General features: G+C 35.9%; 22 protein-coding genes and 1 pseudogene. 5 read left to right on the top strand and 18 right to left on the bottom strand.

The window, feature by feature from the left end; all coding sequences use genetic code 11:
• The first annotated feature begins 10 nt into the window (after nucleotides 1-10).
• On the top strand, nucleotides 11-214 hold the full coding sequence (locus AC3IS5_RS16460) for a YlaI family protein (RefSeq protein WP_489425357.1): 204 nt from the start codon (nucleotides 11-13) through the stop codon (nucleotides 212-214).
• A 105-nt stretch (nucleotides 215-319) separates the two neighbouring features.
• Here the strand turns inward: AC3IS5_RS16460 and AC3IS5_RS16465 are convergent, their stop codons facing one another.
• Complete coding sequence (locus tag AC3IS5_RS16465) at nucleotides 320-706, bottom strand: YlaH-like family protein (RefSeq protein WP_489425358.1); 387 nt, start codon at nucleotides 704-706, stop codon at nucleotides 320-322.
• Between the two features lie 29 nt (nucleotides 707-735).
• Nucleotides 736-2,577 carry a translational GTPase TypA gene (typA, locus tag AC3IS5_RS16470; protein WP_489425359.1) on the bottom strand — a complete coding sequence of 614 codons (1,842 nt, stop codon included), beginning with the start codon at nucleotides 2,575-2,577 and terminating at the stop codon, nucleotides 736-738.
• A 184-nt stretch (nucleotides 2,578-2,761) separates the two neighbouring features.
• On the opposite strand from typA, the gene AC3IS5_RS16475 reads away from it, so the two are divergent.
• Nucleotides 2,762-2,947: a DUF5325 family protein gene (locus AC3IS5_RS16475; RefSeq protein ID WP_038183663.1), complete on the top strand. Its 186-nt coding sequence runs from the start codon at nucleotides 2,762-2,764 to the stop codon at nucleotides 2,945-2,947.
• 66 nt (nucleotides 2,948-3,013) lie between these two features.
• Here AC3IS5_RS16475 and AC3IS5_RS16480 read toward each other — a convergent pair whose 3' ends face one another.
• Both AC3IS5_RS16480 and AC3IS5_RS16485 read right to left on the bottom strand, forming a co-directional pair.
• Complete coding sequence (locus AC3IS5_RS16480; protein ID WP_489427922.1) at nucleotides 3,014-3,805, bottom strand: inositol monophosphatase family protein; 792 nt, start codon at nucleotides 3,803-3,805, stop codon at nucleotides 3,014-3,016.
• 142 nt (nucleotides 3,806-3,947) lie between these two features.
• Complete coding sequence (locus AC3IS5_RS16485) at nucleotides 3,948-4,145, bottom strand: hypothetical protein (protein ID WP_038183657.1); 198 nt, start codon at nucleotides 4,143-4,145, stop codon at nucleotides 3,948-3,950.
• A gap of 157 nt (nucleotides 4,146-4,302) precedes the next feature.
• Here AC3IS5_RS16485 and AC3IS5_RS16490 point away from each other — a divergent pair, with 157 nt between their 5' ends.
• Nucleotides 4,303-4,935 (top strand): YktB family protein, encoded by a 633-nt coding sequence (locus AC3IS5_RS16490; protein WP_489425360.1) that lies wholly within the window; start codon nucleotides 4,303-4,305, stop codon nucleotides 4,933-4,935.
• Nucleotides 4,936-4,959: 24 nt separating this feature from the next.
• Here the strand turns inward: AC3IS5_RS16490 and AC3IS5_RS16495 are convergent, their stop codons facing one another.
• From AC3IS5_RS16495 to AC3IS5_RS16515, 5 genes are all read right to left on the bottom strand, one after another.
• Nucleotides 4,960-5,247 (bottom strand): UPF0223 family protein, encoded by a 288-nt coding sequence (locus AC3IS5_RS16495; RefSeq protein ID WP_489425361.1) that lies wholly within the window; start codon nucleotides 5,245-5,247, stop codon nucleotides 4,960-4,962.
• 39 nt (nucleotides 5,248-5,286) lie between these two features.
• A complete protein-coding gene (locus AC3IS5_RS16500; protein WP_489425362.1) occupies nucleotides 5,287-6,249 on the bottom strand; it encodes an NAD(P)H-dependent flavin oxidoreductase in 963 nt (320 codons plus the stop codon).
• 134 nt (nucleotides 6,250-6,383) lie between these two features.
• Nucleotides 6,384-7,061, bottom strand: coding sequence for an LrgB family protein (locus tag AC3IS5_RS16505; RefSeq protein ID WP_489425363.1), 678 nt, complete (start codon nucleotides 7,059-7,061; stop codon nucleotides 6,384-6,386).
• Entirely contained in the window at nucleotides 7,058-7,729 is a 672-nt protein-coding gene (locus tag AC3IS5_RS16510; protein WP_489425364.1) for a CidA/LrgA family protein, read from the bottom strand. The genes AC3IS5_RS16505 and AC3IS5_RS16510 overlap by 4 nt, the downstream gene beginning before the upstream one ends.
• A gap of 164 nt (nucleotides 7,730-7,893) precedes the next feature.
• On the bottom strand, nucleotides 7,894-10,983 hold the full coding sequence (locus tag AC3IS5_RS16515; protein WP_489425365.1) for an efflux RND transporter permease subunit: 3,090 nt from the start codon (nucleotides 10,981-10,983) through the stop codon (nucleotides 7,894-7,896).
• Between the two features lie 121 nt (nucleotides 10,984-11,104).
• Between AC3IS5_RS16515 and AC3IS5_RS16520 the strand changes: the two are divergent.
• Both AC3IS5_RS16520 and AC3IS5_RS16525 read left to right on the top strand, forming a co-directional pair.
• Nucleotides 11,105-11,230 (top strand): annotated as a pseudogene (locus tag AC3IS5_RS16520) (TetR/AcrR family transcriptional regulator); the annotation flags it as partial.
• Between the two features lie 165 nt (nucleotides 11,231-11,395).
• Entirely contained in the window at nucleotides 11,396-11,929 is a 534-nt protein-coding gene (locus AC3IS5_RS16525) for a hypothetical protein (RefSeq protein WP_489425366.1), read from the top strand.
• A 306-nt stretch (nucleotides 11,930-12,235) separates the two neighbouring features.
• Here the strand turns inward: AC3IS5_RS16525 and qoxD are convergent, their stop codons facing one another.
• The 9 genes from qoxD to pdhA all read right to left on the bottom strand — a co-directional run bounded on the left by qoxD (nucleotide 12,236) and on the right by pdhA (nucleotide 22,681).
• Nucleotides 12,236-12,517 carry a cytochrome aa3 quinol oxidase subunit IV gene (gene qoxD / locus AC3IS5_RS16530; protein WP_489427923.1) on the bottom strand — a complete coding sequence of 94 codons (282 nt, stop codon included), beginning with the start codon at nucleotides 12,515-12,517 and terminating at the stop codon, nucleotides 12,236-12,238.
• Nucleotides 12,517-13,119: a cytochrome aa3 quinol oxidase subunit III gene (qoxC, locus tag AC3IS5_RS16535; protein WP_489425367.1), complete on the bottom strand. Its 603-nt coding sequence runs from the start codon at nucleotides 13,117-13,119 to the stop codon at nucleotides 12,517-12,519. The genes qoxD and qoxC overlap by 1 nt, the downstream gene beginning before the upstream one ends.
• The gene (qoxB, locus tag AC3IS5_RS16540) at nucleotides 13,119-15,062 is read right to left on the bottom strand and encodes a cytochrome aa3 quinol oxidase subunit I (protein WP_489425368.1); all 1,944 of its coding nucleotides are present in this window, start codon (nucleotides 15,060-15,062) and stop codon (nucleotides 13,119-13,121) included. The genes qoxC and qoxB overlap by 1 nt, the downstream gene beginning before the upstream one ends.
• Nucleotides 15,063-15,097: 35 nt before the next feature.
• Complete coding sequence (gene qoxA / locus AC3IS5_RS16545) at nucleotides 15,098-16,015, bottom strand: cytochrome aa3 quinol oxidase subunit II (RefSeq protein WP_489425369.1); 918 nt, start codon at nucleotides 16,013-16,015, stop codon at nucleotides 15,098-15,100.
• Between the two features lie 689 nt (nucleotides 16,016-16,704).
• A complete protein-coding gene (locus AC3IS5_RS16550) occupies nucleotides 16,705-17,487 on the bottom strand; it encodes an SDR family NAD(P)-dependent oxidoreductase (protein WP_489425370.1) in 783 nt (260 codons plus the stop codon).
• Nucleotides 17,488-17,811: 324 nt separating this feature from the next.
• Nucleotides 17,812-19,227, bottom strand: coding sequence for a dihydrolipoyl dehydrogenase (gene lpdA / locus AC3IS5_RS16555; RefSeq protein ID WP_489425371.1), 1,416 nt, complete (start codon nucleotides 19,225-19,227; stop codon nucleotides 17,812-17,814).
• Nucleotides 19,228-19,231: 4 nt separating this feature from the next.
• On the bottom strand, nucleotides 19,232-20,554 hold the full coding sequence (locus AC3IS5_RS16560) for a dihydrolipoamide acetyltransferase family protein (RefSeq protein ID WP_489425372.1): 1,323 nt from the start codon (nucleotides 20,552-20,554) through the stop codon (nucleotides 19,232-19,234).
• A gap of 30 nt (nucleotides 20,555-20,584) precedes the next feature.
• Nucleotides 20,585-21,562, bottom strand: coding sequence for an alpha-ketoacid dehydrogenase subunit beta (locus AC3IS5_RS16565; protein ID WP_489425373.1), 978 nt, complete (start codon nucleotides 21,560-21,562; stop codon nucleotides 20,585-20,587).
• Nucleotides 21,563-21,565: 3 nt separating this feature from the next.
• Nucleotides 21,566-22,681: a pyruvate dehydrogenase (acetyl-transferring) E1 component subunit alpha gene (gene pdhA / locus AC3IS5_RS16570; RefSeq protein ID WP_489425374.1), complete on the bottom strand. Its 1,116-nt coding sequence runs from the start codon at nucleotides 22,679-22,681 to the stop codon at nucleotides 21,566-21,568.
• Nucleotides 22,682-22,937 lie beyond the last annotated feature (256 nt).

Consider the following 22,937-nt stretch of genomic DNA (forward strand, 5'->3'; position numbering starts at 1 on the left):
GACTTAAACGATGCGAGTTAAGTGTGTCATTTGCGATTCTATTAATGAATTACCCGATTATTCACCAGAAGCAAAAAAATTACGAAATCGCCCTATCCATACGTATATGTGTCCTATATGTCATGTTCGTATTTCAGAAAGAACAAATGCCCGTATAGCAACTGGTCGATTTATCTTTAGAAAAAAACACTCGCTTGTCGAAGATGAATTCTAGTTATTCTATGTAATATAGGTTAAATAAAATATAAAAAGAGCAATTGAGATTCAGCTACTAGCTTGTCCTCAATTGCTCTTTTTTATGTGATTTACTAGACCATTATTATGCTGTTTGTGCTTTTTTATCTCTACGCAGACCAATTTTATACATGATTAGCACAAGTGCGATAATCAATAACCCTTCTACTACAGGTAAATAAGTTGCAAAGAATGTCAAAAAGATACAGCCAACAAACAAGAAGAAATAAATAACGATATTTTGCCAAAACTTAAGTTTTTTCGCAAACCCTAGATTGTAAACAACAATCGATAATGCAAAAATAACTACTAACAAAATATTACTAGCAACACTAAAATCAGATGCAGTTTGATAAACATACTTGGCTACCGGATACATTTTATCAAATACAAATGCATCATTATTTGATACATCAGGTGCGGCAAGTTGAATAAAATTCAGTTCACTTAAAAAACCGGATTTAATATCCAAGACTTTCCTTCCTTTCGTTTAGCGATTGATTACTCAGCGCTACGTGATTTCTTAGCTGCTTTTTCGCGTTCGTTTTTATTTAGAATTTGTTTACGAAGGCGAATAGATTCTGGTGTTACTTCACAGTATTCATCTTCAGCCAAGTATTCTAATGCTTCTTCAAGAGTTAAAATACGAGGTTTTTTAATAACATTCGTTTGGTCTTTGTTAGCTGAACGGATGTTTGTTTTTTGTTTCATTTTGATGATATTAACAGTAATGTCTGCATCACGTGTATTTTCACCAACAATCATACCTTCATAAATATCAGTACCTGGTTCAACAAATAGTGTACCACGGTCTTCAATTTGCATCATACCATAAGTAGTTGATTTACCTGTTTCCATAGAAACTAGTACACCTTGACGACGTCCACCAATTTTACCTGTTAGTAATGGTTGATAGCTATCGAATGTATGGTTGATAATACCGAAACCTTTTGTTAAAGACATAAATTCAGTTGTATAACCAATTAATCCACGAGCAGGTACCATGAAGATTAAACGAACTTGGCCACTACCATTGTTCACCATATCTAACATTTCACCTTTACGTAAACCTAATGATTCAATAATTGAACCTACAGTATCTTCAGGTACATCGATTTGTACACGTTCAAATGGTTCACATTTTACGCCATCAATTTCTTTAACGATAACTTTTGGTTTAGATACTTGTAATTCATAACCTTCACGACGCATGTTTTCGATCAGAATCGATAAGTGAAGTTCACCACGACCCGAAACAGTCCAAGCATCTGGAGAATTAGTATCTTCTACACGTAAACTTACATCTGTTTGTAATTGAGCGCGTAAACGTTCCTCAATTTTACGTGATGTTACCCATTTACCTTCGCGACCTGCAAAAGGTGAGTTATTTACTAAGAAAGTCATTTGTAATGTTGGTTCATCGATACGTAAAGGTGTTAAAGCTTCTTGGTGTTCAGTTGGACAAACAGTTTCACCTACGTTAATGTCTTCCATACCTGAAACAGCAATTAAATCACCTGAGTATGCTTCTTCAACTTCTTCACGTTTTAATCCGAAGAAACCAAAGATTTTAGTTACACGGAAATTTTTCACAGTGCCATCAAGTTTCATAAGTGCAACTTGTTGTCCAACATGGATTTTACCGCGGAATACACGACCGATACCAATACGGCCAACATAGTCATTATAATCAAGTAATGCTACTTGGAATTGTAAAGGTTCATCACGAGTATCAGCTGGTGCTGGAATGTGACTAATAATTTCTTCAAATAAGCATTTCATATTTTCTTCTTGTTTAGCTGGGTCTGAATCAAGTGATGCAGTACCATTTACACCAGAAGCAAATACAACTGGGAATTCTAATTGATCTTCATCAGCACCTAATTCGATTAATAAATCGATTACTTCATCCACTACTTCTGTAGGACGCGCTGAATCTTTATCTACTTTGTTTACTACTACGATTGGTGTTAATTTTTGTTCTAATGCTTTTTTCAATACAAAACGAGTTTGAGGCATACAACCTTCATATGCATCTACAACTAAAAGTACACCGTCAACCATTTTCAGGATACGTTCAACTTCTCCACCGAAATCGGCATGTCCTGGTGTATCTAGGATATTGATACGAGTACCTTCGTAGTTTACTGCTGTATTCTTCGCTAAAATTGTAATACCACGTTCACGTTCGATGTCGTTTGAGTCCATTGCTCTTTCTGCGACATTTTCGTTTGAACGAAAAGTACCTGATTGTTGTAATAATTGGTCAACCAATGTCGTTTTACCATGGTCAACGTGAGCTATAATTGCAATATTTCTAATGTCTTGACGTAAATTTGTCATTATTCCACTCCACATTCTATTTTCGAGTCCATAACTGTGTTATTATAACACAAGAGATGTTTTTTGTCTTTTCTTAACAACTAGTATTTCAAATTTTTTTATTATTTCACAGTATAATTATTAGTTCGACATTAAGTTAAAATCACTTATAAGTCAAACAAATTCATCAACTGGAGGATTTAAAATGAAAAATGCTAAAGTCGTTATGGCTTTTTTTGCGTTAGCTGCAGTGCTAGCTATGTGTTCAATAGGAATTGCAGTTGCCTTTAAAAGCGTAATTGGTATCTTTGGTGCTATTTTATTGGTTTGTGCCATTATGGGCTATGGCTTCAAAACTAAACGTCAATTCCGCGATAAAGGTTTGCTGTAACTCTTCTCAAATAAAAAGAATGAACTGGCAATTTGCGAGTCCATTCTTTTTATTTATATCTATATTCTATTTCAAATGAACGTATTGTTCAATGATTGTCTTATGAATTTTAGGATTTGCAATAATAAATGTATCTTGTTCTTCCAAATTAATCGCTTCATTTCCTAAGTTTGACACAATCGCACCGACTTCATTGGCAATCACTGCACCACCAGCAATATCCCAAGGTGATAATCTCATGGACATATAAGCATCCATTCGTCCACATACTACTGCAGCAATCTCTAAAGTAGCAGAGCCATATGATCTTGTCCCTCTAACATGATGAACAAGGTCAATCATCTTATTGTGTTCGATATAGCGATTTGGTGTAACCCAAGTAGCGTTTATCCCAATAATCGCTTCATGTAACGGTAAAGGTTGCAGCCGCTCTAACTGACGATCATTCATATATGCTCCTTGTCCTTCGACAGCATAATACAAATCATTACGCATTACATCGTATATGTACCCTAGTTTTCCAATGCCATCGACATAAATGCCAATTGAAATCGCAAAATTACGATGCTGTCGTATGAAATTCATCGTCCCGTCAATCGGATCAATTATCCACACGACACCATCCAATGATTCAAGGGGTTCCCCCATCCCTTCCTCACCGAGAATTTTAAATGCAGGATCATAAGAATGAATTTGTTCAATAAAAAACAATTCTGTTTCACGATCAATATTCGTTACAAGATCATTCGCATTAGCCTTTGTCTCGATTTCTAACTTTTCAGAAAGTGATTGACGAATTCGTTCGCCTGCTTCATGAATAATTTTAACCGTAAATTCATGTATTACTGTAATCTCCACCATAGCCCCACCTTTCGAAGCAAAAAAAACATCATTTCTATAAGTACAAGTTAATGTTTTTTGCCTATCTCTATTATAGCAAAAAAAACATCTGCTCCTCATTTGATTAGCAGATGTTCACCGGCGAATTTTGATTCTCTCTTTAGGCAAAAGCATGAAATGCCTCCAATTCCAAATGAAGTTCAGAAAGGCGAATTTTGCTTAATTCAATTTGTTTTACATCCTCATCTTGCAGAGCATCAAATAATGTTGCTAGTTCATAATCCATTTCTAATTGCAGACCCTTCACATATTGCTTTTCATAATCAACTTTGCGAATAATGTGTACTACTTGTTTCATACTAACCAGCTCCTTTTTATTTTGTTTGTGCAAGCTAGGACTTAAAGTGTCTTACTACATTATATGCATGATGTGAAAAATGATAAGTCCTTCTACAAGATTTTTTCCCAAATTTCTAATAAAATAAACATAAACTTTCAAAAGGAGTTAAATTATTATGCCAAAAACAAAATGGACACAAAAGGATTTCGACGTTTTCTCCATCGAAGGTTTAGAACCTCGAATGGAAGCACTTATCCATACCGTAAGACCTAAATTTGAAGAATTAGGTACGACATTTTCTACATATTTCTCCGCAAAAACTGCAGATGAATTTTATCCACATGTAGCAAAACATGCACGTCGTAAAGTAAATCCCCCAAAAGATAGCTGGGTCGCATTTGCTCCGTACAAACGCGGCTATAAATCAATTCCTCACTTTCAGCTTGGCTTATTTGGTACTCATCTATTCATAATTCTTTGCGTTATTTATGAAGCACCAAGTAAAATTGAAATTGCTGATCGTTTGCTAAAAAAACAGAATTTATTTAAAAAGCTACCAAAAAATTTTTATGTATCAGGAGATCATTTTTCACCAGAAGGCATTAATATCAAAGATGCTTTGAATGATGGTCAGCTAGTCGGTTTACTTGAACGTTTACGTGATGTAAAAAAAGGAGAATTTATAGTTGGTCTACAACTTCCAAAAGAAGATGCGATCCAATTAACTGCAGAGGAATTTGAGAAATTAACTGAAGAAACGTTCGATGCACTACTCCCTATTTATAATACTATGGTCAACAAAAAGTAAAAGAACAGGCATAAGCCTGTTCTTTTACTTTTTTTTTCTTGATTCACCTTTAATTTTTGAACCAGCTGGAGCATCTTTCATTTGCTTAATAATTGAATAACTCACATAGCCACTAACTTCTTCAAATTCGCGGAAAATGGTTTTTTCTTCAGCCATCGCTGGCACGATTTCTTTGAATCGTCTATATTTCGACATTAGATCTTCGCGTTGAACACCTGTTTCATATGCTTTTTCTATTGCTTGGAAGAACGCAATTACATCTACAATTTCTTCTGTAGACCAGTCCGTTGAAAACGGATAAGAGTATTCCATAATCTTACCTACCTTTTGATTCAGGCTAGTATAGCCTTTTTATTGTTCTCCCCATTTTAAGCGTATTTCAGTTGCCTGCGCAACCATTCGCTGTATAAGTTCCTCTACAGTCGGTTCATCTTGGATTAAACCTGTTACTTGTCCAGCCCAACCAAACCCTTCATGTTCCTTACCTTCATATATAAATTTTTTGTTTGCTTGACCACTTATATAATTTTTTAAAGCTTCATATGTTGGAGTTACTTTTTCAATATCATGAATTTGATCCGTCCAACTATTTCTAATTGCGCGTGCTGGTGCACCAAGAGATCGTTTTATAACAGTAGTATCTGCTTCCGTACTATGAATTAAAGTGTTTTTATACATAGCAGAAGCATCCACACATTCTTTCGTCGCGATAAAACGCGTCCCCATCTCAATTCCCTCTGCACCTAACGCAAGTGCTGCCATCCAACCACGTCCATCACCTATACCTCCTGATGCAATCACGGGTATAGAAACAGCATCTACAACTTGAGGTACTAGTACCATTGTTCCGATATCATCCCGACCTAGATGGCCACCACCTTCTTGTCCTACAACCATAACGGCATCTGCACCTAATTCTTCAGCTTTTTGCGCTTGTCTACGTGCAGCAACTAATACCAATTTCTTAATATCTGTCCCTTCTAATTGCTTGAAAATAGGCGCAGGATTTCCACCTGTCATTGATACAACCGGTACTTTTTCCTCAATTGCTACCGCTAACATGTGCTCAAATGAGCGATCATGTTGTCCAATAGCATAATTAACACCAAAAGGTCGATCTGTTAAGTGGCGTACTTTTTGAATTTCTTTACGTAATGCTTCTGGGCTTTCTAAGCTCATAGCTGTAATTTGCCCTAATCCTCCGGCATTCGACACAGCTGCAGCTAAATCTGCATATGCTAAATAAGCAAGTCCACCTTGAATAATCGGATACTCTATACCTAATAATTCTGTCACTCTTGTTTTCCATTTCATCTGTTATAACTCCCCTTTGTTTTCCTATAATAAACTGGTTCGCCAAATATGAAGGAAACCCTTTTTTCATTTTTTATTTCCCAAGAAATAAAATAAGCATGTGAAAATTCAAAAAAAATTTCCACATGCCGTCCTTAGAATATGAGCATAGCAAATAATGGACAAATAAATGCACCAATAACAGCACTTAACGTCATAGCAACAGAACCCATGGATAAGGTTTTTTCTCCATATTCAGTAAGTTTGGAAACACCGAATCCATGAGCTCCTCCTCCCATCGAAATTCCTCTGCTCACCGCAGTATCAATTTTACAAATACGGAATATAAACGGCCCTAAAATGGCACCAGTAAATCCTGCCACCATAACAAATACAGCAGTCATAGACGGAATCCCACCCAATGAACCACTTACTTGCATTGCAACTGGTGTTGTAATCGATTTCGGCAGTAACGATCTCACCATTTCATCATCAAAACGCATTAACTTTGCCAAGGCAAAGACACTAATAAGACCCGAAATCATAGCTACAATAACACCCGAAATTATAGATAATTTATATGTTTTAATCATATGCCTTTGTGTATACAATGGATATGCTAAACTCACAACTGCAGGCCCTAGCATTACATCAATCCATTTACCACCAGTCATATATGTTTCATAAGGAATATTACCTAATGCTAAAATAAAAACACCGATTATTGTCGTTGTTAAAATTGGTAACAAAAACGGAGTCGAAAAACGAGCATATAATTTTGACATTAGATAAAAAATAAAAATAGTTATAAGAATAATGGCTACAGCTTTCATTTTACGACCTCCTTCATTTCTTTAGTTTCTACCTTTTCTTTCTTCTCTAAAATTTTACAAATTCTACCTGAAATAATAATTGTGCAAATCGTACTAGCAATAACTGTGAGTAATAGCAATATACCATGCAAGGATAATAATTCAGGATAATTTATAACACCTACAGTTGCCGGAACGAAAAACAACGGTAAAATTGCTAACATAAATCCTGCTCCTTCTTCAATCAATGACACTGGCATTATATTACTAAGTAACAGAGCTAGTAAAATGAGTAAACCTACAATACTACCAGGAAAATTTACACCTAACAAATTCACGATAGTCGTACCAACAAATGAGATCATGTATAGTACTACCATTTGTAAAATTATTCGCATCCATTTAATTGATTTTTGTTTAATAAATTTAATTTTCATTGAGTTTTTCTGCATCAATTTCGTTGAAACCACTTGTGTTGTTGTTAAATTTTCCACTTCTATTTTTTGTTCTGCAATTTCACTTATTTCAGATTCTTTCACTTCTGGTTCTGTTATTTCCAACTCATTTACCGCTGCTTCATTGACTTCTTGCTCTTTTACTTCCACTTTTGCTTCTGACTCTTTAATAACTATCTTATAATTGCTTGTTTTGTGTTTGACTAACTTATAATTACCTACTTTAGATTGCATTTCGAAACTCTCCTTTTAACACATGCCGTGTTTATGAAGTAATACGAAATATTGTACGCCTATCTTCTCTAGATGTCTATGAATCTAACTGGAAAAAAAAAGAAGCTACCCTTCATTAACTAAGTAATGATAGATAGCTTCTTTCCTATTTTCATTAATTAAAATTAATCGTCAAAGTTTTCAGCTGCACGATTCTTCTTCAACATTTTAGACAATAGTTCATAAACAAGTGGCACGATGATTAATGTTAAAACAGTAGAACTGATTAAACCACCGATTACTGTTACACCTAAGCCTTTTGAAATCAAGCCGCTTCCTTCTGCACCAATTGCTAATGGAATTAAAGCGCCAACTGTTGCTAGTGCAGTCATTAAGATTGGACGAAGACGTGTTGCACCGGCTTCTAAAATCGCTTCACGCATTGTCATGCCTTCATGTTCCATATGAATTACTCGGTCGATTAATACGATCGCATTTGTCACTACTATACCTATTAACATTAAAAGACCAATCATTGAAGATACACTAATTGTTTCGCCAGTTATCCATAGCGCTACTAAAGCACCAATTACGGTAAATGGTAGTGAGAACAGGATTGACAATGGTGCTAAACCTTCACCAAAAGTAACTACAAGGATGAAGTAAACAATCGCAATAGCTGCTAACATTGCTAAACCTAATTGAGTGAATGCTTCAGCCATATCTTCTGCTACACCGCCACTATTCACTTCAACATTGTTTGGTAAATCCAGTTTATCAATGTCTTTTTGTACAGCACTAGACGCTTTTGTAATGTCTTTAGAAGTGACTGTTGCTGTTACACTCGCATAAAGTTTTCCTTTACTACGATTAATTTGAGATAAAGTTGTACCCTCTTTGACATCTACTACTTCGGAAAGTTTAACTTCCATACCAAGTGGTGATTTTAATTTTTGTTTCAATACATCATCAAAATTATCAGGTGATGCTGTTTCTTTATGAACATAAACTTCGATTTTTTTGCCATCCTTATCAATTGAAGTTAATACTTCTGATTGGACGTTCGGATTAATCGCCATAGCAATTTGTCCTGTAGTTAAACCTAGTTTTTTCACTTTATCTTGGTCAATTACTAATGTATGTTCATCATAAGCTTCGGAAATTGATGCTTTTACATCTTTTAAATCATCGCGTTTGTTCATGATTTTTTCGATGTTTTTGACAACTGGTTTGATGTCTTCCATCGTATTTCCATAAACTGAATAATTTAACTCACTACTTGAACCAGACATAGAGAAATCTTGGTTTTTCCAAGTTCCTGTTTGGTTAACTGCAACGATTTCTTCTACTAATTTAGTTTTTACTTTACCAAAATCTTTTGTATCTGGATCATAAATGATGTACATTAAAGCACCATTCGAAGCACCCGGCATCATAGGATTAGCTCCACCGATCGATACTTGAACTGTTTGAACATCTTTTTTGTCCATTACCATCTTCTCTACTTCTTCAACGTCTTTAATAACGCTGTCACGTGTTTCTCCTGGTTCTGGAGTATACGTTAAGTAGATCATTTTCTGTTCATCTTCTGGCATGAAACTAAATCCTACAAACGGAGCCAAGAATAGACTTGCTACTAAAATAACAATTGTACCAATTGAAGTTACTAGTTTATGGTCAAGTACCCAACTAAGTAATTTCTTATAGCTTTGTGATAACTTGCCATGTTCTTCTTTTTTCGTTTGTTTTTTACCATATAACTCTTTTTTAAATAGAGAATGAGCTAATACTGGAACAACAGTAATAGCGACGATTAACGATGCCCCTAGAGCAAATGCCATTGTTAAAGCAAACGGCATAAACAATTCGCCAACCATTCCTCCTACTAATGCTAGCGGTAAGAATACAGCTACTGTAACTAGTGTTGAAGATAGAATTGGCTTGAACATTTCAATCGTTGCTTCACGAATTAAAGTACGACCATGTAATTTCTCACCTTCTAAATATATTCTTCTATAAATATTTTCAACTACTACAATAGAGTCATCAATTACACGACCAATCGCGACCGTCATTGCAGCAAGCGTCATCATATTTAATGTAATATCCATTTGTTTCAAAATTAATACAGAGATTAATAGTGATAATGGAATTGATATAATCGATATGATTGTTGAACGAATATTACGTAAAAATAGCATGATAATAATAACGGCAAAAATAGCACCGAATAATGCTTTATTTAACATTGTTGATACAGACTTCTCAATAGGTTCACCTTGGTCCATCGTGATATCAATTTTCATGCCTTTATTATCTTTTTCAAATTGTTTTGAAGCTTCTTTTACATCATTTACAACCTCAACCGTATTAGCTTCTTGCGATTTTACTACTTGAATCGCAATTGCCGACTCACCATTTGTACGAGAAACAGATTCTACGTCACCTATTAGTTTGATTTTAGCGAGGTTTCCTAATTTCACAAACGGTTCAGCTGGTGGTTGTTGCTGAGTTAATCCAGCTCCTGCTTGAGATTGAACAGGAATATCTAAGTTTTTCAACTCTTTTAAAGTTGTTAATTTACCGTCAACTACGACCGATTGTTCCGCATCCTTAAATTGGAACATACCAAGTGGAACTTTAATATCCATTGCTTGAATGTATTGCTTAACCTTCGCTTCATCTAGACCATATTGTGCTAATTTCTTTTGGTCATATGTTAATTGAACTTTTTCAACTTGTTGCCCAGTTACTGATACTGAAGCAACACCGTCGATTGCTTCCATTTTAGGAACGAAGTAATCTTCTACTGTTTTTGTTAACTGATCGAGTGTTTCTTCCTTATCAGAAACACTTAACGCTACTACTGGGAAGGCGTTAATGTTAACTCGATCAATGGTTGGTACTTGCGCAGTTTCAGGAAGATCAACTTTTTCAATTGCTTCCTTTACATTGTCAACTGCTTCTTTCATATCTGTACCATATTTAAATTCAATTTGAAGACTTGAGGCGTTTTGATATGAATTTGAGTAAACAGATTTTACTGATTTTAAATTATTAACTGCCTTCTCAAAGGGAATTGAAATATCATCAGTTACTTGCTCTGGTGTAGCACCAGGATAAACTGTTGTTACTGTAACTATTGGAATTGAAATATCAGGAATTGATTCAAGCTTCATTTTCAAGCCTGCATAAACCCCCGCCACGGCTACGATAATTGTTAATAACCATACCGCTAGCTTGTTTTTTAGCATAAATTTAATTGTAGAATGCACCTTTGCACCGCCTTTTTTGACTATTTGGTCACTATTCTATATAATAATGACTGATTAGTCAGTTGTCAAATACAATACTACGAATAAGGAGTGCGTTATTATATCTAAGCAACAATTAATTATTGAAAAGGCAGTAGAATTATTTGCGCAAAATAGTATAGCATCGACCTCTATTCAAGATATAACAGATGCATGCGGTATTTCTAAAGGAGCCTTTTATTTATCTTTCAAATCAAAAGATGAGTTATTCATTGCTATATTCGAACATTTTTTACGAGAAATTATTGGTCAATATAATGATTTATTAGAAAGTGACATGCCTCCAAAAGAAAAGTTCAATAACTACTTTCTTTTACATTTTCAACTATTTGAAGAAAAATTACCATTAATATCTATGTTTATGAAGGAACAAATGCATCCAATTAATGAACAAATTCTTCAAAGATTAAATTATTATAAAGATCTTAGTGATAAAACTACTCTTGCATTATTAACAGAAGTATATGGAAAGCGTATTGCTCCCTTCCAATATGACATTCTCATTTCTTTAAAAGGAATCATGCATGGATATTCAGAATTTATCCTTTTCCATAGACAACCATATGATTTCGTTCAATTAAGTTCTACTCTTATTGAAAAAGTAGATATCCTTGTAGAGCATGCAAAAAGCACATTCCTTACTGAACAATTATGGAACTCAAAACCACATTCCATGCAAGCGTATTCTGTGACTGCATGCGAAGTACAAGAAGAAGTAAATCGTTGGCAAGAAACTTATAAAGGACACCCTATCATTGAAGACACATTATCTTTAATAGAAGCAGAACTAAAACTTACAAATCCTCGTCCAGCTTTATTAAATGGAATGATGACGAACCTTAAACAACATGATAACTTACAATGGCTAGCCTTATTAATAAAACAATATATAGCACATCTTTCATAAACTCAAAAGAGATAGTCGTATCAATGTACGTCTATCTCTTTTTATTATTTGTGATAATCAGAATTAATTCTTCTTCCAAACACTTTACTCGACTTTGAAAAGTTTTATGACTAGACGGTCATTATTAGTAACTACGCTAGTATATTCACTCATAAATTCACTTTACGGAATTTCTATTTAAACATGTATATTAGCTTATAGTAAGTACACTGGTAGCGCACGAGTAACAGTAGTTAAATATTTCTTTCCATAAATAAAAAGCAGTCCAAAGTATATAAACTTTGAACTGCTTTTTCTATTATTATCTTAATATCCCCAAATCATTGTTAACAATGAACCAAAGACTGTTACAAGACCAACTACTACAGCAAAAATGACACTTGTATATAGGGATTTTTTATCTTCTGTTTCTCCGATATGCATGAATAACACAAGTTGCACAACAGCTTGCGCTAGTGCAGTTACACTTAAGATAGTCATTGCAATACCATTAGACATATCAAATGTAATTACACTTAGAGCAGCGAGCGTTAAAATAAGGGAGCCAACAAACCCTACAACATGTTCTTTTGGAAATAATTCTTTCATCATCCCAACACTCCTTTCAGATAAACGAAGCTGAAGATGAAGATCCATACGACATCTAAGAAATGCCAGTATAACGAGAAGATAAATGCTTTGTTTGCAGTTTGAGCATTTAATCCACGTTTAACCACCTGTACGATAATCGCGATACCCCATAGTAAACCGAAAGTAACGTGAGCACCGTGCGTACCTAATAGAGTCATTAATGATGACAAGAATGCGCTTGTTGTAATTGTTGCACCTTCATTAACATATGTTACGAACTCTATAATCTCAACAGTCAAGAAACCTGCGCCAAGTAGCAATGTCAAGATATAGAACACTATCATTGCTTTGACACGACCAATTCTCATCGCATGTACACCAAGTCCAATCAAGAAACTACTTGTTAATAACAAGAAAGTTTCTAGTAAAACTGGTGGCATTTCGAAGATGTCAATACCAGCAGGGCCTGAACCTGTGCGATCCGCTAATACAAAGTACACAGTAAATAGAGTTGCAAATAACATAATCTCAGCACCTAGGAAAATCCAAAAACCGAAAACCTTTAATCGATTTTCCTCTGTACGATATTCTAATGGAAGTGATGTGTTTTCTTTAGACATTATTTGTCACCTCTCAATTGACGTTCAGTTGCTTCAATTTCAGCCACTTCAATATAGTGACCGTGATCTTTTTCAAATGAACGGAATGCCATAAATCCAAGAGTAGCTATACCAAATACGATAACAGCTGTCCATACACTAAATACAAAGAAGAATGAGAATAGGAATAGTACGCCGGCCATCCACATTGGAGCACCACTATTATTAGGCATATGAATACGTTCATATTCGCCTGCCGTAATATCGCGACCTTCTTTTTTCGCATACCAATATTCATCCAATTGATTAACTTCTGGTACAACCGCAAAGTTATATTCAGGTACTGGACTATGTGTTGCCCATTCAAGAGAACGCGCATCCCAAGGGTCGCCGTTTTCGTCGCGTGGGCTATGACGGAAGCTGTAGTAAATGTTATAACAAATAAGCGCAAATCCGACTGCCATTCCTAGAGCTCCTAGGAAGGAAATCATATTTAATGTACCGTAACCAGTACTTGCAGAATAAGTGAACATACGACGTGCATAACCGTCTAAACCAAGAATAAATAACGGGAAGAATGCAACATTGAATCCAACTGCAATGCACCAGAAAGCAGCTTTCCCTAATTTTTCATTTAAGCGGAAGCCAAATATTTTCGGCCACCAGAAATGGTACCCTGCTAATACACCGAATACGGTACCCGGAATTAATACATAGTGGAAGTGGGCAACTAAGAACATCGTATTGTGATATTGATAGTCAGCACTTGCCATCGCTAGCATTACCCCTGTTACCCCACCAATAGTGAAGATTGGAATAAATGCAAGCGCATAAAGCATTGGAGTAGTAAATTGAATCTTACCATGCCTCATTGTAAGCAACCAGTTAAAGATTTTAACCCCGGTCGGTACAGCAATTAACATTGTAGATACTGAGAAAATACTGTTTACCATAACGCCATGGCCCATTGTATAGAAATGGTGAGCCCATACCATAAATGATAGTAAAGAAATTACGATCATACTCATAACCATTGATTTGTAACCAAATAAGTTTTTACGTGAGAATGTTGAGATTACCTCACTGAAAATACCGAACGCTGGTAAAATAACGATATATACTTCAGGGTGACCCCAAACCCAGAAAATGTTAGCCCATAACATATCCATACCACCGTCAGACATGGCAAAGAATTTAGTTCCAAATTGACGGTCTAATGTCATAAGCCCAAGTGCCACTGTTAAAACAGGGAAAGCAAATGTAATGATGACATTTGTAACTAATGCTGACCAAGTGAACATAGGCATTTTCATTAATTTCATACCCGGTGCACGCATTTTCATGATTGTAGTAATGAAGTTAATACCTGTCATTAACGTACCTAAACCTGATAATTGTAAAGCCCATGCATAATAGTTATTTCCAACAGTTGGACTGAATTCAATACCAGCTAGTGGGAAGTATGCAGTCCAACCAGCATCTGGTGATCCACCAATGATGAAGGAAACATTTAATAATCCTGCACCTGCAGCAAATAGCCAGAAGCTAAGTGCATTTAATCGTGGAAACGCAACGTCACGTGCACCAATTTGTAATGGTACTACAACGTTCATTAACCCGATAATAAACGGCATTGCCATGAAGAGAATCATGATTAAACCGTGAGTTGTAAAGATTTCATTATAGTGTTGTGCATCTAATAATCCATTTTCAGGAACAGCAGTTTGTGCACGCATTAATAATGCGTCAATACCACCTCTTAATAGCATGACTAATGCAACAATGATATACATAACACCGATTTTTTTATGGTCAACTGTAGTTAGCCAGTTTTTATAGAAATAGCCCCATTTCTTGAAGTAAGTCAAACCAGCAACAATTGCAATGGCACCTACAACAATACTAACGGCCGCACCCATGATCATTGGTTCTTTCATCGGCGCAAATAATTCTTCCATGCTCATTTTTGTAACTCCTTTCAATCATCTAATCTAGCTATCTAGTGATTAGAGTGGTCCATTTCTCCATCAGACATATCCATTCCATCCATTTCTTCAGCATCATCAGACATATCTGATGATTTTCCATGATGCATTTCTGGAGCCGGACTGAATGTTAAATGTGTAGAAGAGAAACTTTTACGTCCTACGAAGTCCGTATCTAATAATTCATTGAATGTTTTTTCTGTTAACTTAGGCTCTTTCGCTTTTACGTCAGATACCCATTCGTCAAATTTCTGTTGAGACATTGTTTGTGCTTCAAACTCCATTTGTGCAAATCCTTGACCATTAAAGTTTGAGTTTCTACCAAAAAATGATCCTTCTACATCTGCTGCCATATGAATTTTATTGACCATATCACTCATTGCATATTTTTGACCAGCTAATTGTGGAATCCAAAAACTTGTAATTGGACCAAATGAATATAGTCTAAATTCAATTGGACGATCTGTTGGTAGGTTGACATAGTTTACCGTCTCAACGCCTTCTTCTGGATAACTAAAATGCCATTTCCAGTTAGAAGATGATGCGTATACTACAAGAGGTTTTGTATTGTCATAACCTGTTTGTTGACTTTCAACTTTTGCAGTACTGTTAATCGTAACTATTGATAGAGCAGTTACGATAAGAATCGGAATAACTGTCCAAATAATTTCGAGTTTTGTACTACCTTCTTCATGCGGTGGTTCATAATCACTAGGTAATTTAGATGCTCGATATCTCAAAAGCATATTCGCTAATAATACATAAACAACTAACAATATAAATGCCATCACGATAATGGATAGAATGATTGTATTCGATAAAGTCTTAGCGTTTGGACCTTTTGCATCAAAAATCATTAATGGTTCACAGCCAGATAAGAATAAAGCCATGATTGACATCAACGCCGGCAAGATTAGCATTTTTTTCTTCATGTTGAACTCCCTTCAAAAAACAACTTACTTGTAATGTGTTTTAGAATATTAAATCGTTCTTAAAAAATTGCCTCCTAAAAATTAATAGTATTCCAAAACAAAAAACACATTTTGAATTTGCTAGATTATTGAAGGTTACTCCTTTTGTTTGGAACAACGATGAGACAATTCATAGTAGTCTCAATGTTTTAATAGCCTACTTGATTGAGTTAAAGCATTAAATACATTCTCACGTTTCCAATAGGAGAAATTAGGCACCCAGGTTTTCGCGCCTAAAACTCTTCAGAGGAACTTTCAAACCTCTTGCTTGATTCAAATGAAATTATAACTCCTAATTCTTAATAAAAAAATCAAAACCTCTCCATAAACATAAGAATTTCACATCATTATGAACGTTCTATGTACGTTTTTTGTACAAAATGTGTATTGGCAATAATTACATTGGTCTATTTATTTCATATTTAACAACTTTTCCTTAATAAGGATTATTACATATTTACTATAACTTTAATTAAAGGAAGAATGTACTATCACTGTTAAACAATAAGCAAAAAAAAAACACCACAAGGAATTTTGCCAAAACAAAACATCCAAGTGGTGTAGCTATTTTTTATTTCAAAGGTTTTTTCATTGTGAATTACTAAATTTCTAAAATCATTATTTATATCATAAATTCTTATTTTTCATATTTATAGGACTGGAGCTGAACCACCATCGATATTAACTGCAGTACCACTAACATAAGAAGCTGCATCTGATACTAAGAAAGTGATAACATTTGCTGCTTCTTCAGTTTCACCAATCCGACCAAGAGGAATATTTTTTCCCATTTCTTCAGAAAATGCATTCCAACTAAGACCCGGAGAGATTGTTTGCCATTTCTGCTCAATTTGTGAGCTGCGAATTAATCCGATACAAACAGTATTTACTCTAATCTGCTCTTTCCCTAAATCTTTACTCATAGCTTTCGTTAATGCTAACCCCGCTGCACGACTTACAGATGTCGGTAAAGAGGATTCCGAAGGGGCTTTTCCTTGTATAGCAGTAACATTTACAATTGCTCCTCCACCTACCGCCCTCATATGAGGAATCGCAAATTTAGAACAATTCACAGCACCGTATAGTTTTAAATCCAGATCATCTTGCCAAAGCTCGTTTTCTACACTTTCAAAAGTGTTAGCAGAACTTGTGCCGGCATTGTTCACTAAAATATTTAGTTGTCCATAATGTTCAATTGTCTCATTTATTATTCTCTCGCAATCTTCTTTTATCGATACATCCGCACATACTGTATGTACTTTCTGCCCCGTTTCCAAGAAAATCACTTTCGCTGCATGCATTAAATTTTCTTCATTACGTGCACAGATTGTAACATCGGCACCCTCATTAGCGAGTTGTAATGCTGTTGCAAGACCAATTCCTTTACTGCTCCCTGTTACAATCGCTACTTTTCCTAGTAAACCTAAATCCATTTTTCAGCACTCCTTTGTTGTTCTGAATAAATAAATTCAATTCGGATAAAAAAGCACCCTATCATTTACTATATATAAACACAGGATTATTATACCATATTTAAATATAGCAACTTTGTAAATTAATTATTAATATTACATACCTATTAATTTTGCGTATTATATAGAAGGAATTTTATTGAAATACATAAGCTATAATTTTTATTCTATTAAATCAAATTTATTATAATGACAATTCAATTGTATTACACCTAGATATTTTCTCATAAAAAAACCTCTTGAAGTCCAAAAACTTCAAGAGGTTTACTAATTGGCAAAGCCATATTATTTTTTAGCTACGATGTGAATTGGGTTTCCAAGTAATACTTCAGCAGTTTCCATAGTGATTTCACCTAATGTTGGGTGTGCATGAATAGTCATGGCAATATCTTCTACAGTCATACCTGCTTCGATTGCTAAACCAATTTCAGCGATCATATCAGAAGCACCAGCACCAACAATTTGACCACCTAGTAATAAGCCATCAGCTTTACGAGAAACTAGTTTCACGAAGCCTTCTGTTTCATTTAAAGCTAATGCACGACCATTTGCTCCGAATGGGAATTTCCCAGCTACTACTTCATAACCTTCTGCTTTTGCTTGGTCTTCTGAAAGACCTACAGTTGCCATTTCTGGATCTGTGAAGCAAACAGCAGGGATAGCTAAGTAATCTACTACTGATTTCTCACCAGCAATTGCTTCAGCAGCTACTTTACCTTCGTAAGAAGCTTTGTGAGCAAGCTGTGGTCCAGCAACGATATCACCGATTGCATAAATGTTTGGAATATTTGTACGGCATTGTTTGTCGACTTTTAATAGTCCACGTTCACCAAATTCAAGACCTAGTTCTTCTAAGCCAATTTCGTCAGTGTTTGGACGACGACCAACAGTTACTAATACGTAATCAGCATCAACAGATTTTGCTTCGCCTTTTACTTCGTATTTTACAGTAACACCTGTTTCTGTTTCTTCAACGCCTTGAGCAAGTGCGCCTGTTTCGATTGTAACGCCTTTTTTCTTAAGACCTTTTTTAACAATCATTGTCATTTGTTTTTCGAAGCCAGCTAGAATATCTTTGCCGCCTTCTAGAATTGTTACTTCAGAACCAAGGTTAGCAAATGCTGAACCAAGCTCCGTTCCGATGTATCCTCCACCTATAACAACAAGTTTTCCAGGCACTTCTTGTAATGAAAGTGCGCCTGTAGAGTTTATTACGCGTTTAGAAAATTTGAAAGTTGGGATTTCAACAGGGCGTGAACCAGTTGCTAAAATCGCATTTTTGAATGTATACGTTTGTGCAGAGTCTTCGTTAATAACACGGATTGTGTTTGCATCTACAAAGTAAGCTTCTCCACTTACTACGTCAACGTTGTTGCCTTTTAATAAGCTTGATACGCCGCCAGTTAATTTTTTAACTACGCCGTCTTTAAATTCTTGCGCTTTTTTGAAATCGATGCTAACTTCAGGAGCCACAATACCCATGTCTGCTGAGTTTTTAGCATGTTCTAAACGGTGACCGACTGAAATTAATGCTTTTGAAGGAATACAACCAACGTTTAAGCATACGCCACCTACGTGTTCTTTTTCAACAACTGTTACTTTTTGTCCAGTTTGCGCTGCACGAATTGCTGCAACATATCCACCAGGGCCTGCGCCAATTACAAGTGTATCTGTTTCGATTGGGAAATCTCCTACTACCATTTTCTTACGCCTCCATTAATAATAATTCGGGCTCGCTTAACAAACGCTTAATATGATTTAACGCATGTTGCGCTGTAGCACCGTCGATCATTCGATGATCAAAGCTCAATGATAATGCTAACACAGGTGCCGCTACAATTTCACCATTTTTTATTACAGGTTTCTCTGCAATTCGACCAATTCCTAATATAGCTACTTCAGGATGGTTAATTACCGGAGTAAACCATTGGCCACCTGCAGAACCTATGTTTGTAATCGAACAAGATGCACCTTTCATTTCATTTGGTGCTAATTTACCGTCACGTGCTTTTGTAGCAAGCTCATTAATCTCGTCAGATACTGCAAATACCGATTTGCGATCTGCATGTTTAATAACCGGAACTAATAAGCCTTTATCTGTATCGGCAGCTATACCGATATTATAATAGTGTTTTTGAACAATTTCTTGTGTTGCATCATCAAGTGATCGATTAAATTCTGGGAATTCACGTAATGCGCTAACTAAAGCTTTTACTACATACGGCAAATAAGTAAGTTTGATACCTTTTTCAAGAGCGATTTCTTTGAATTTTTTGCGATGTGCTACAAGTTCTGTTACATCCACTTCGTCCATTAATGTTACGTGTGGAGCTGTTTGTTTTGAATGAACCATTGCTTTTGCAATTGCACGACGGATACCTGACATTTTCTCACGTGTTTCAGGGAAGTCGCCTTCTAATACTGGTTGAACGGAAGCTTTTTCATTAGTTTTTTCAGAAACTGGGGTCTCTTCTACAACTGGTGCTTCAACTGCCTGCGTTGAAGCTTGAACTGGGCCACCATTCATAAATGATTCCACATCTTCTTTGACAATACGTCCATTTTTACCTGAACCCGATAGTTGTTTAATATCAATGTCATTGTCACGTGCAAACTTACGGACTGATGGCATTGCAATAACACGTTTATTTGGGTCAGCTTCCACGGATGGTTGTGATGCTACTGTTGTTGTTTCTGCTTTAGGAGCTTCTTCAACTGCAGCTTTTGTTGGTTCTTCTTTTGCGGTTTCTTCTTCATCATGGTGACCTTTTAGTTGGATATCTTCATATCCCGGTGCGTCTACTCGTAGTAAAACTGTACCAACTGTTGTAAGAACACCTTCTTCAACAAGGACTTCTTCAACTGTACCTTCTACCGGAGAAGGGATTTCAACGACCGCTTTATCATTTTGTACTTCACAAAGCACGTCATCTTCTTGAATTTTGTCACCTGCTTTTACGAACCATTTTACAATTTCACCCTCATGGATTCCTTCACCAATATCTGGTAATCGAAATTCAAATGCCATATGTTTCACCCTTTCTGTTTCGAAAACGAATTAGAATGTTAGTACTTTTTTCGCTGTTTCAACAATATCTTTTGCATTCGGCAACCAAACTGCTTCTGCTTGTGGGAACGGGTAGATTGTATCCGGTGCTGTTACACGAAGTACCGGTGCTTCAAGACTAAGAATAGCACGCTCTGTAATTTCAGCTACTACATTAGCAGCAATACCTGCTTGTTTTTGTGCTTCTTGAACAACAACTGCACGACCTGTTTTTTCAACAGAAGCAATAATTGTTTCAATATCTAGCGGTTGAATAGTTCGTAAATCCACAACTTCAACTGAGAACTCTTCTTTTTCTAATAATTCAGCAGCTTTTAGTGATTCGTGTACCATTGCACCGTATGCAAAGATTGACAAATCTGTTCCTTCACGCTTCACATCAGCTTTTCCTAATGGAATAGTATAAGACTCTTCAGGAACCTCTTCACGGAACGAGCGATATAATTTTAAATGCTCAAGGAAAACTACTGGGTCATTATCACGAATAGATGAGATTAGTAACCCTTTTGCATCATAAGGTGTTGAAGGTACGACTACCTTTAATCCTGGTTGAGATGCCATTAATCCTTCTAAGCTATCTGAGTGCATTTCTGGTGTATGTACACCACCCCCGAATGGAGAACGGATTGTAACAGGTGCACCAAGTGCTCCACCTGTACGGTAACGCATACGCGCTAATTGACCGCTTACAGAGTCCATTACTTCATATATGAAACCAAAGAATTGTATTTCTGGAACCGGACGGAAACCTTGAAGCGCAAGACCGATTGTTAATCCACCAATTCCTGATTCTGCTAGTGGAGTATCGAAAACGCGATCTTCCCCAAATTCTTTTTGAAGACCTTCAGTTGCACGGAAAACCCCTCCGTTGACACCAACGTCTTCACCGAACACTAGAACGTTTTCGTCATCTTTTAATTCGCAGCGTAGTGCGTCTGTAATTGCTTGAATCATCGTCAGTTGTGCCATAGGTTACTTCGACTCCTTCTCTTTGAAGATTTCGTATTGTTCTTGTAAATTATATGGTAAATCGCCATCATTCATATTACGGATCAGTTCTGTTACTTTTTGTTTTGGTGCTGCATCCGCTTCTTTGACAGCTGCTTTAATTTCTTCTTTAGCTTTTTCAATTACTTCTGCTTCTTTTTCTTCGCTCCATAAACCTTTTGCTTCTAAGTATTTACGGAAACGTACAATTGGATCTTTCTTTTCCCATTGTGAATCTGTATCAGAAGTACGGTAACGAGTTGGGTCATCACCAGCCATAGTATGTGGACCATAACGGTAACACATTGTTTCAATTAATGAAGGACCTTCACCATTTACGGCACGTTGGCGCGCATCGCGAGTTGCTACGAAAACTGCAAGTGGATCCATTCCATCTACTAAGATACTAGGAATACCTGCCGCAATGCCTTTTTGAGCGATTGTTTTTGCAGCTGTTTGCAATTCACGTGGTGTTGAAATAGCAAATTGGTTATTTTGAACGATGAAGATTGCTGGTGAACGAAACGCTCCTGCAAAGTTAATACCTTCGTAGAAGTCCCCTTGAGACGAACCACCATCACCCGTATAAGTTACAGCAACGGATTTTTTGCCTCGTTTTTGCATACCAAGTGCCACTCCAGCTGTTTGAATATACTGAGCACCAATAATAATTTGTGGTGGTAATACATTTACATCCTCAGGAATTTGATTACCTATGAAATGTCCACGTGAGAATAAGAATGCTTTATAAAGCGGTAGTCCGTGCCAAACAATTTGAGGCACATCACGATATCCCGGTAAAATATAATCTTCTTTTTCAAGTGCATAGTGAGAAGCAATTTGAGAAGCTTCTTGACCCGCTGTTGGTGCATAGAATCCTAAGCGTCCTTGACGGTTCAATGAAATTGAACGTTGGTCTAAAATACGTGTGAAAACCATTCGGCTCATTAATTCAACTAATTCAGTATCCGATAGTTTCGGATCTGCATCTGCGTTAACAATTTCGCCTTCCTCATTCAAAATCTGAAACATTTCAAATTTTTCTTCAATCTCATGCAAGTTTGCAACTGGATCGAATTGCTTTGATTTTTGTGAAGCCATGTTACCACATCTCCTCTGTGTCTGTATTATAAATTTTCTTTGTTTTAGTAATACAACTTTTCTTCATTTTCAGTATACTGAATTAAAATAAATAGGTCAATCATTGTTATGATAATGCTTACATTATTTTATTCTTATTATTCAGAAAAACCTGTACCATAAACATTTAGACAACTGTATTATACAACAGATTATTTTTCCCACCCTTTACTAGAACAGCTTTTTACCTCGTATTAAATATTCCCAGATGTCATAA

The sequence above is a fragment of the Viridibacillus sp. KH_047 genome (assembly GCF_057838945.1).

What these genes read in the sequence shown, in the direction of transcription:
- qoxD (WP_489427923.1), bottom strand. Translation starts at nt 12,517, where the DNA reads ATGAAAGAATTATTTCCAAAAGAACATGTTGTAGGGTTTGTTGGCTCC.
- AC3IS5_RS16495 (WP_489425361.1), bottom strand. Translation starts at nt 5,247, where the DNA reads ATGGAATACTCTTATCCGTTTTCAACGGACTGGTCTACAGAAGAAATT.
- AC3IS5_RS16500 (WP_489425362.1), bottom strand. Translation starts at nt 6,249, where the DNA reads ATGAAATGGAAAACAAGAGTGACAGAATTATTAGGTATAGAGTATCCG.
- AC3IS5_RS16485 (WP_038183657.1), bottom strand. Translation starts at nt 4,145, where the DNA reads ATGAAACAAGTAGTACACATTATTCGCAAAGTTGATTATGAAAAGCAA.
- qoxB (WP_489425368.1), bottom strand. Translation starts at nt 15,062, where the DNA reads ATGAGCATGGAAGAATTATTTGCGCCGATGAAAGAACCAATGATCATG.
- pdhA (WP_489425374.1), bottom strand. Translation starts at nt 22,681, where the DNA reads ATGGCTTCACAAAAATCAAAGCAATTCGATCCAGTTGCAAACTTGCAT.
- qoxC (WP_489425367.1), bottom strand. Translation starts at nt 13,119, where the DNA reads ATGTCTAAAGAAAACACATCACTTCCATTAGAATATCGTACAGAGGAA.
- AC3IS5_RS16505 (WP_489425363.1), bottom strand. Translation starts at nt 7,061, where the DNA reads ATGAAAGCTGTAGCCATTATTCTTATAACTATTTTTATTTTTTATCTA.
- AC3IS5_RS16490 (WP_489425360.1), top strand. Translation starts at nt 4,303, where the DNA reads ATGCCAAAAACAAAATGGACACAAAAGGATTTCGACGTTTTCTCCATC.
- AC3IS5_RS16475 (WP_038183663.1), top strand. Translation starts at nt 2,762, where the DNA reads ATGAAAAATGCTAAAGTCGTTATGGCTTTTTTTGCGTTAGCTGCAGTG.
- AC3IS5_RS16550 (WP_489425370.1), bottom strand. Translation starts at nt 17,487, where the DNA reads ATGGATTTAGGTTTACTAGGAAAAGTAGCGATTGTAACAGGGAGCAGT.
- lpdA (WP_489425371.1), bottom strand. Translation starts at nt 19,227, where the DNA reads ATGGTAGTAGGAGATTTCCCAATCGAAACAGATACACTTGTAATTGGC.
- typA (WP_489425359.1), bottom strand. Translation starts at nt 2,577, where the DNA reads ATGACAAATTTACGTCAAGACATTAGAAATATTGCAATTATAGCTCAC.
- AC3IS5_RS16525 (WP_489425366.1), top strand. Translation starts at nt 11,396, where the DNA reads ATGCATCCAATTAATGAACAAATTCTTCAAAGATTAAATTATTATAAA.
- AC3IS5_RS16560 (WP_489425372.1), bottom strand. Translation starts at nt 20,554, where the DNA reads ATGGCATTTGAATTTCGATTACCAGATATTGGTGAAGGAATCCATGAG.
- AC3IS5_RS16460 (WP_489425357.1), top strand. Translation starts at nt 11, where the DNA reads ATGCGAGTTAAGTGTGTCATTTGCGATTCTATTAATGAATTACCCGAT.
- qoxA (WP_489425369.1), bottom strand. Translation starts at nt 16,015, where the DNA reads ATGAAGAAAAAAATGCTAATCTTGCCGGCGTTGATGTCAATCATGGCT.
- AC3IS5_RS16565 (WP_489425373.1), bottom strand. Translation starts at nt 21,562, where the DNA reads ATGGCACAACTGACGATGATTCAAGCAATTACAGACGCACTACGCTGC.
- AC3IS5_RS16510 (WP_489425364.1), bottom strand. Translation starts at nt 7,729, where the DNA reads ATGCAATCTAAAGTAGGTAATTATAAGTTAGTCAAACACAAAACAAGC.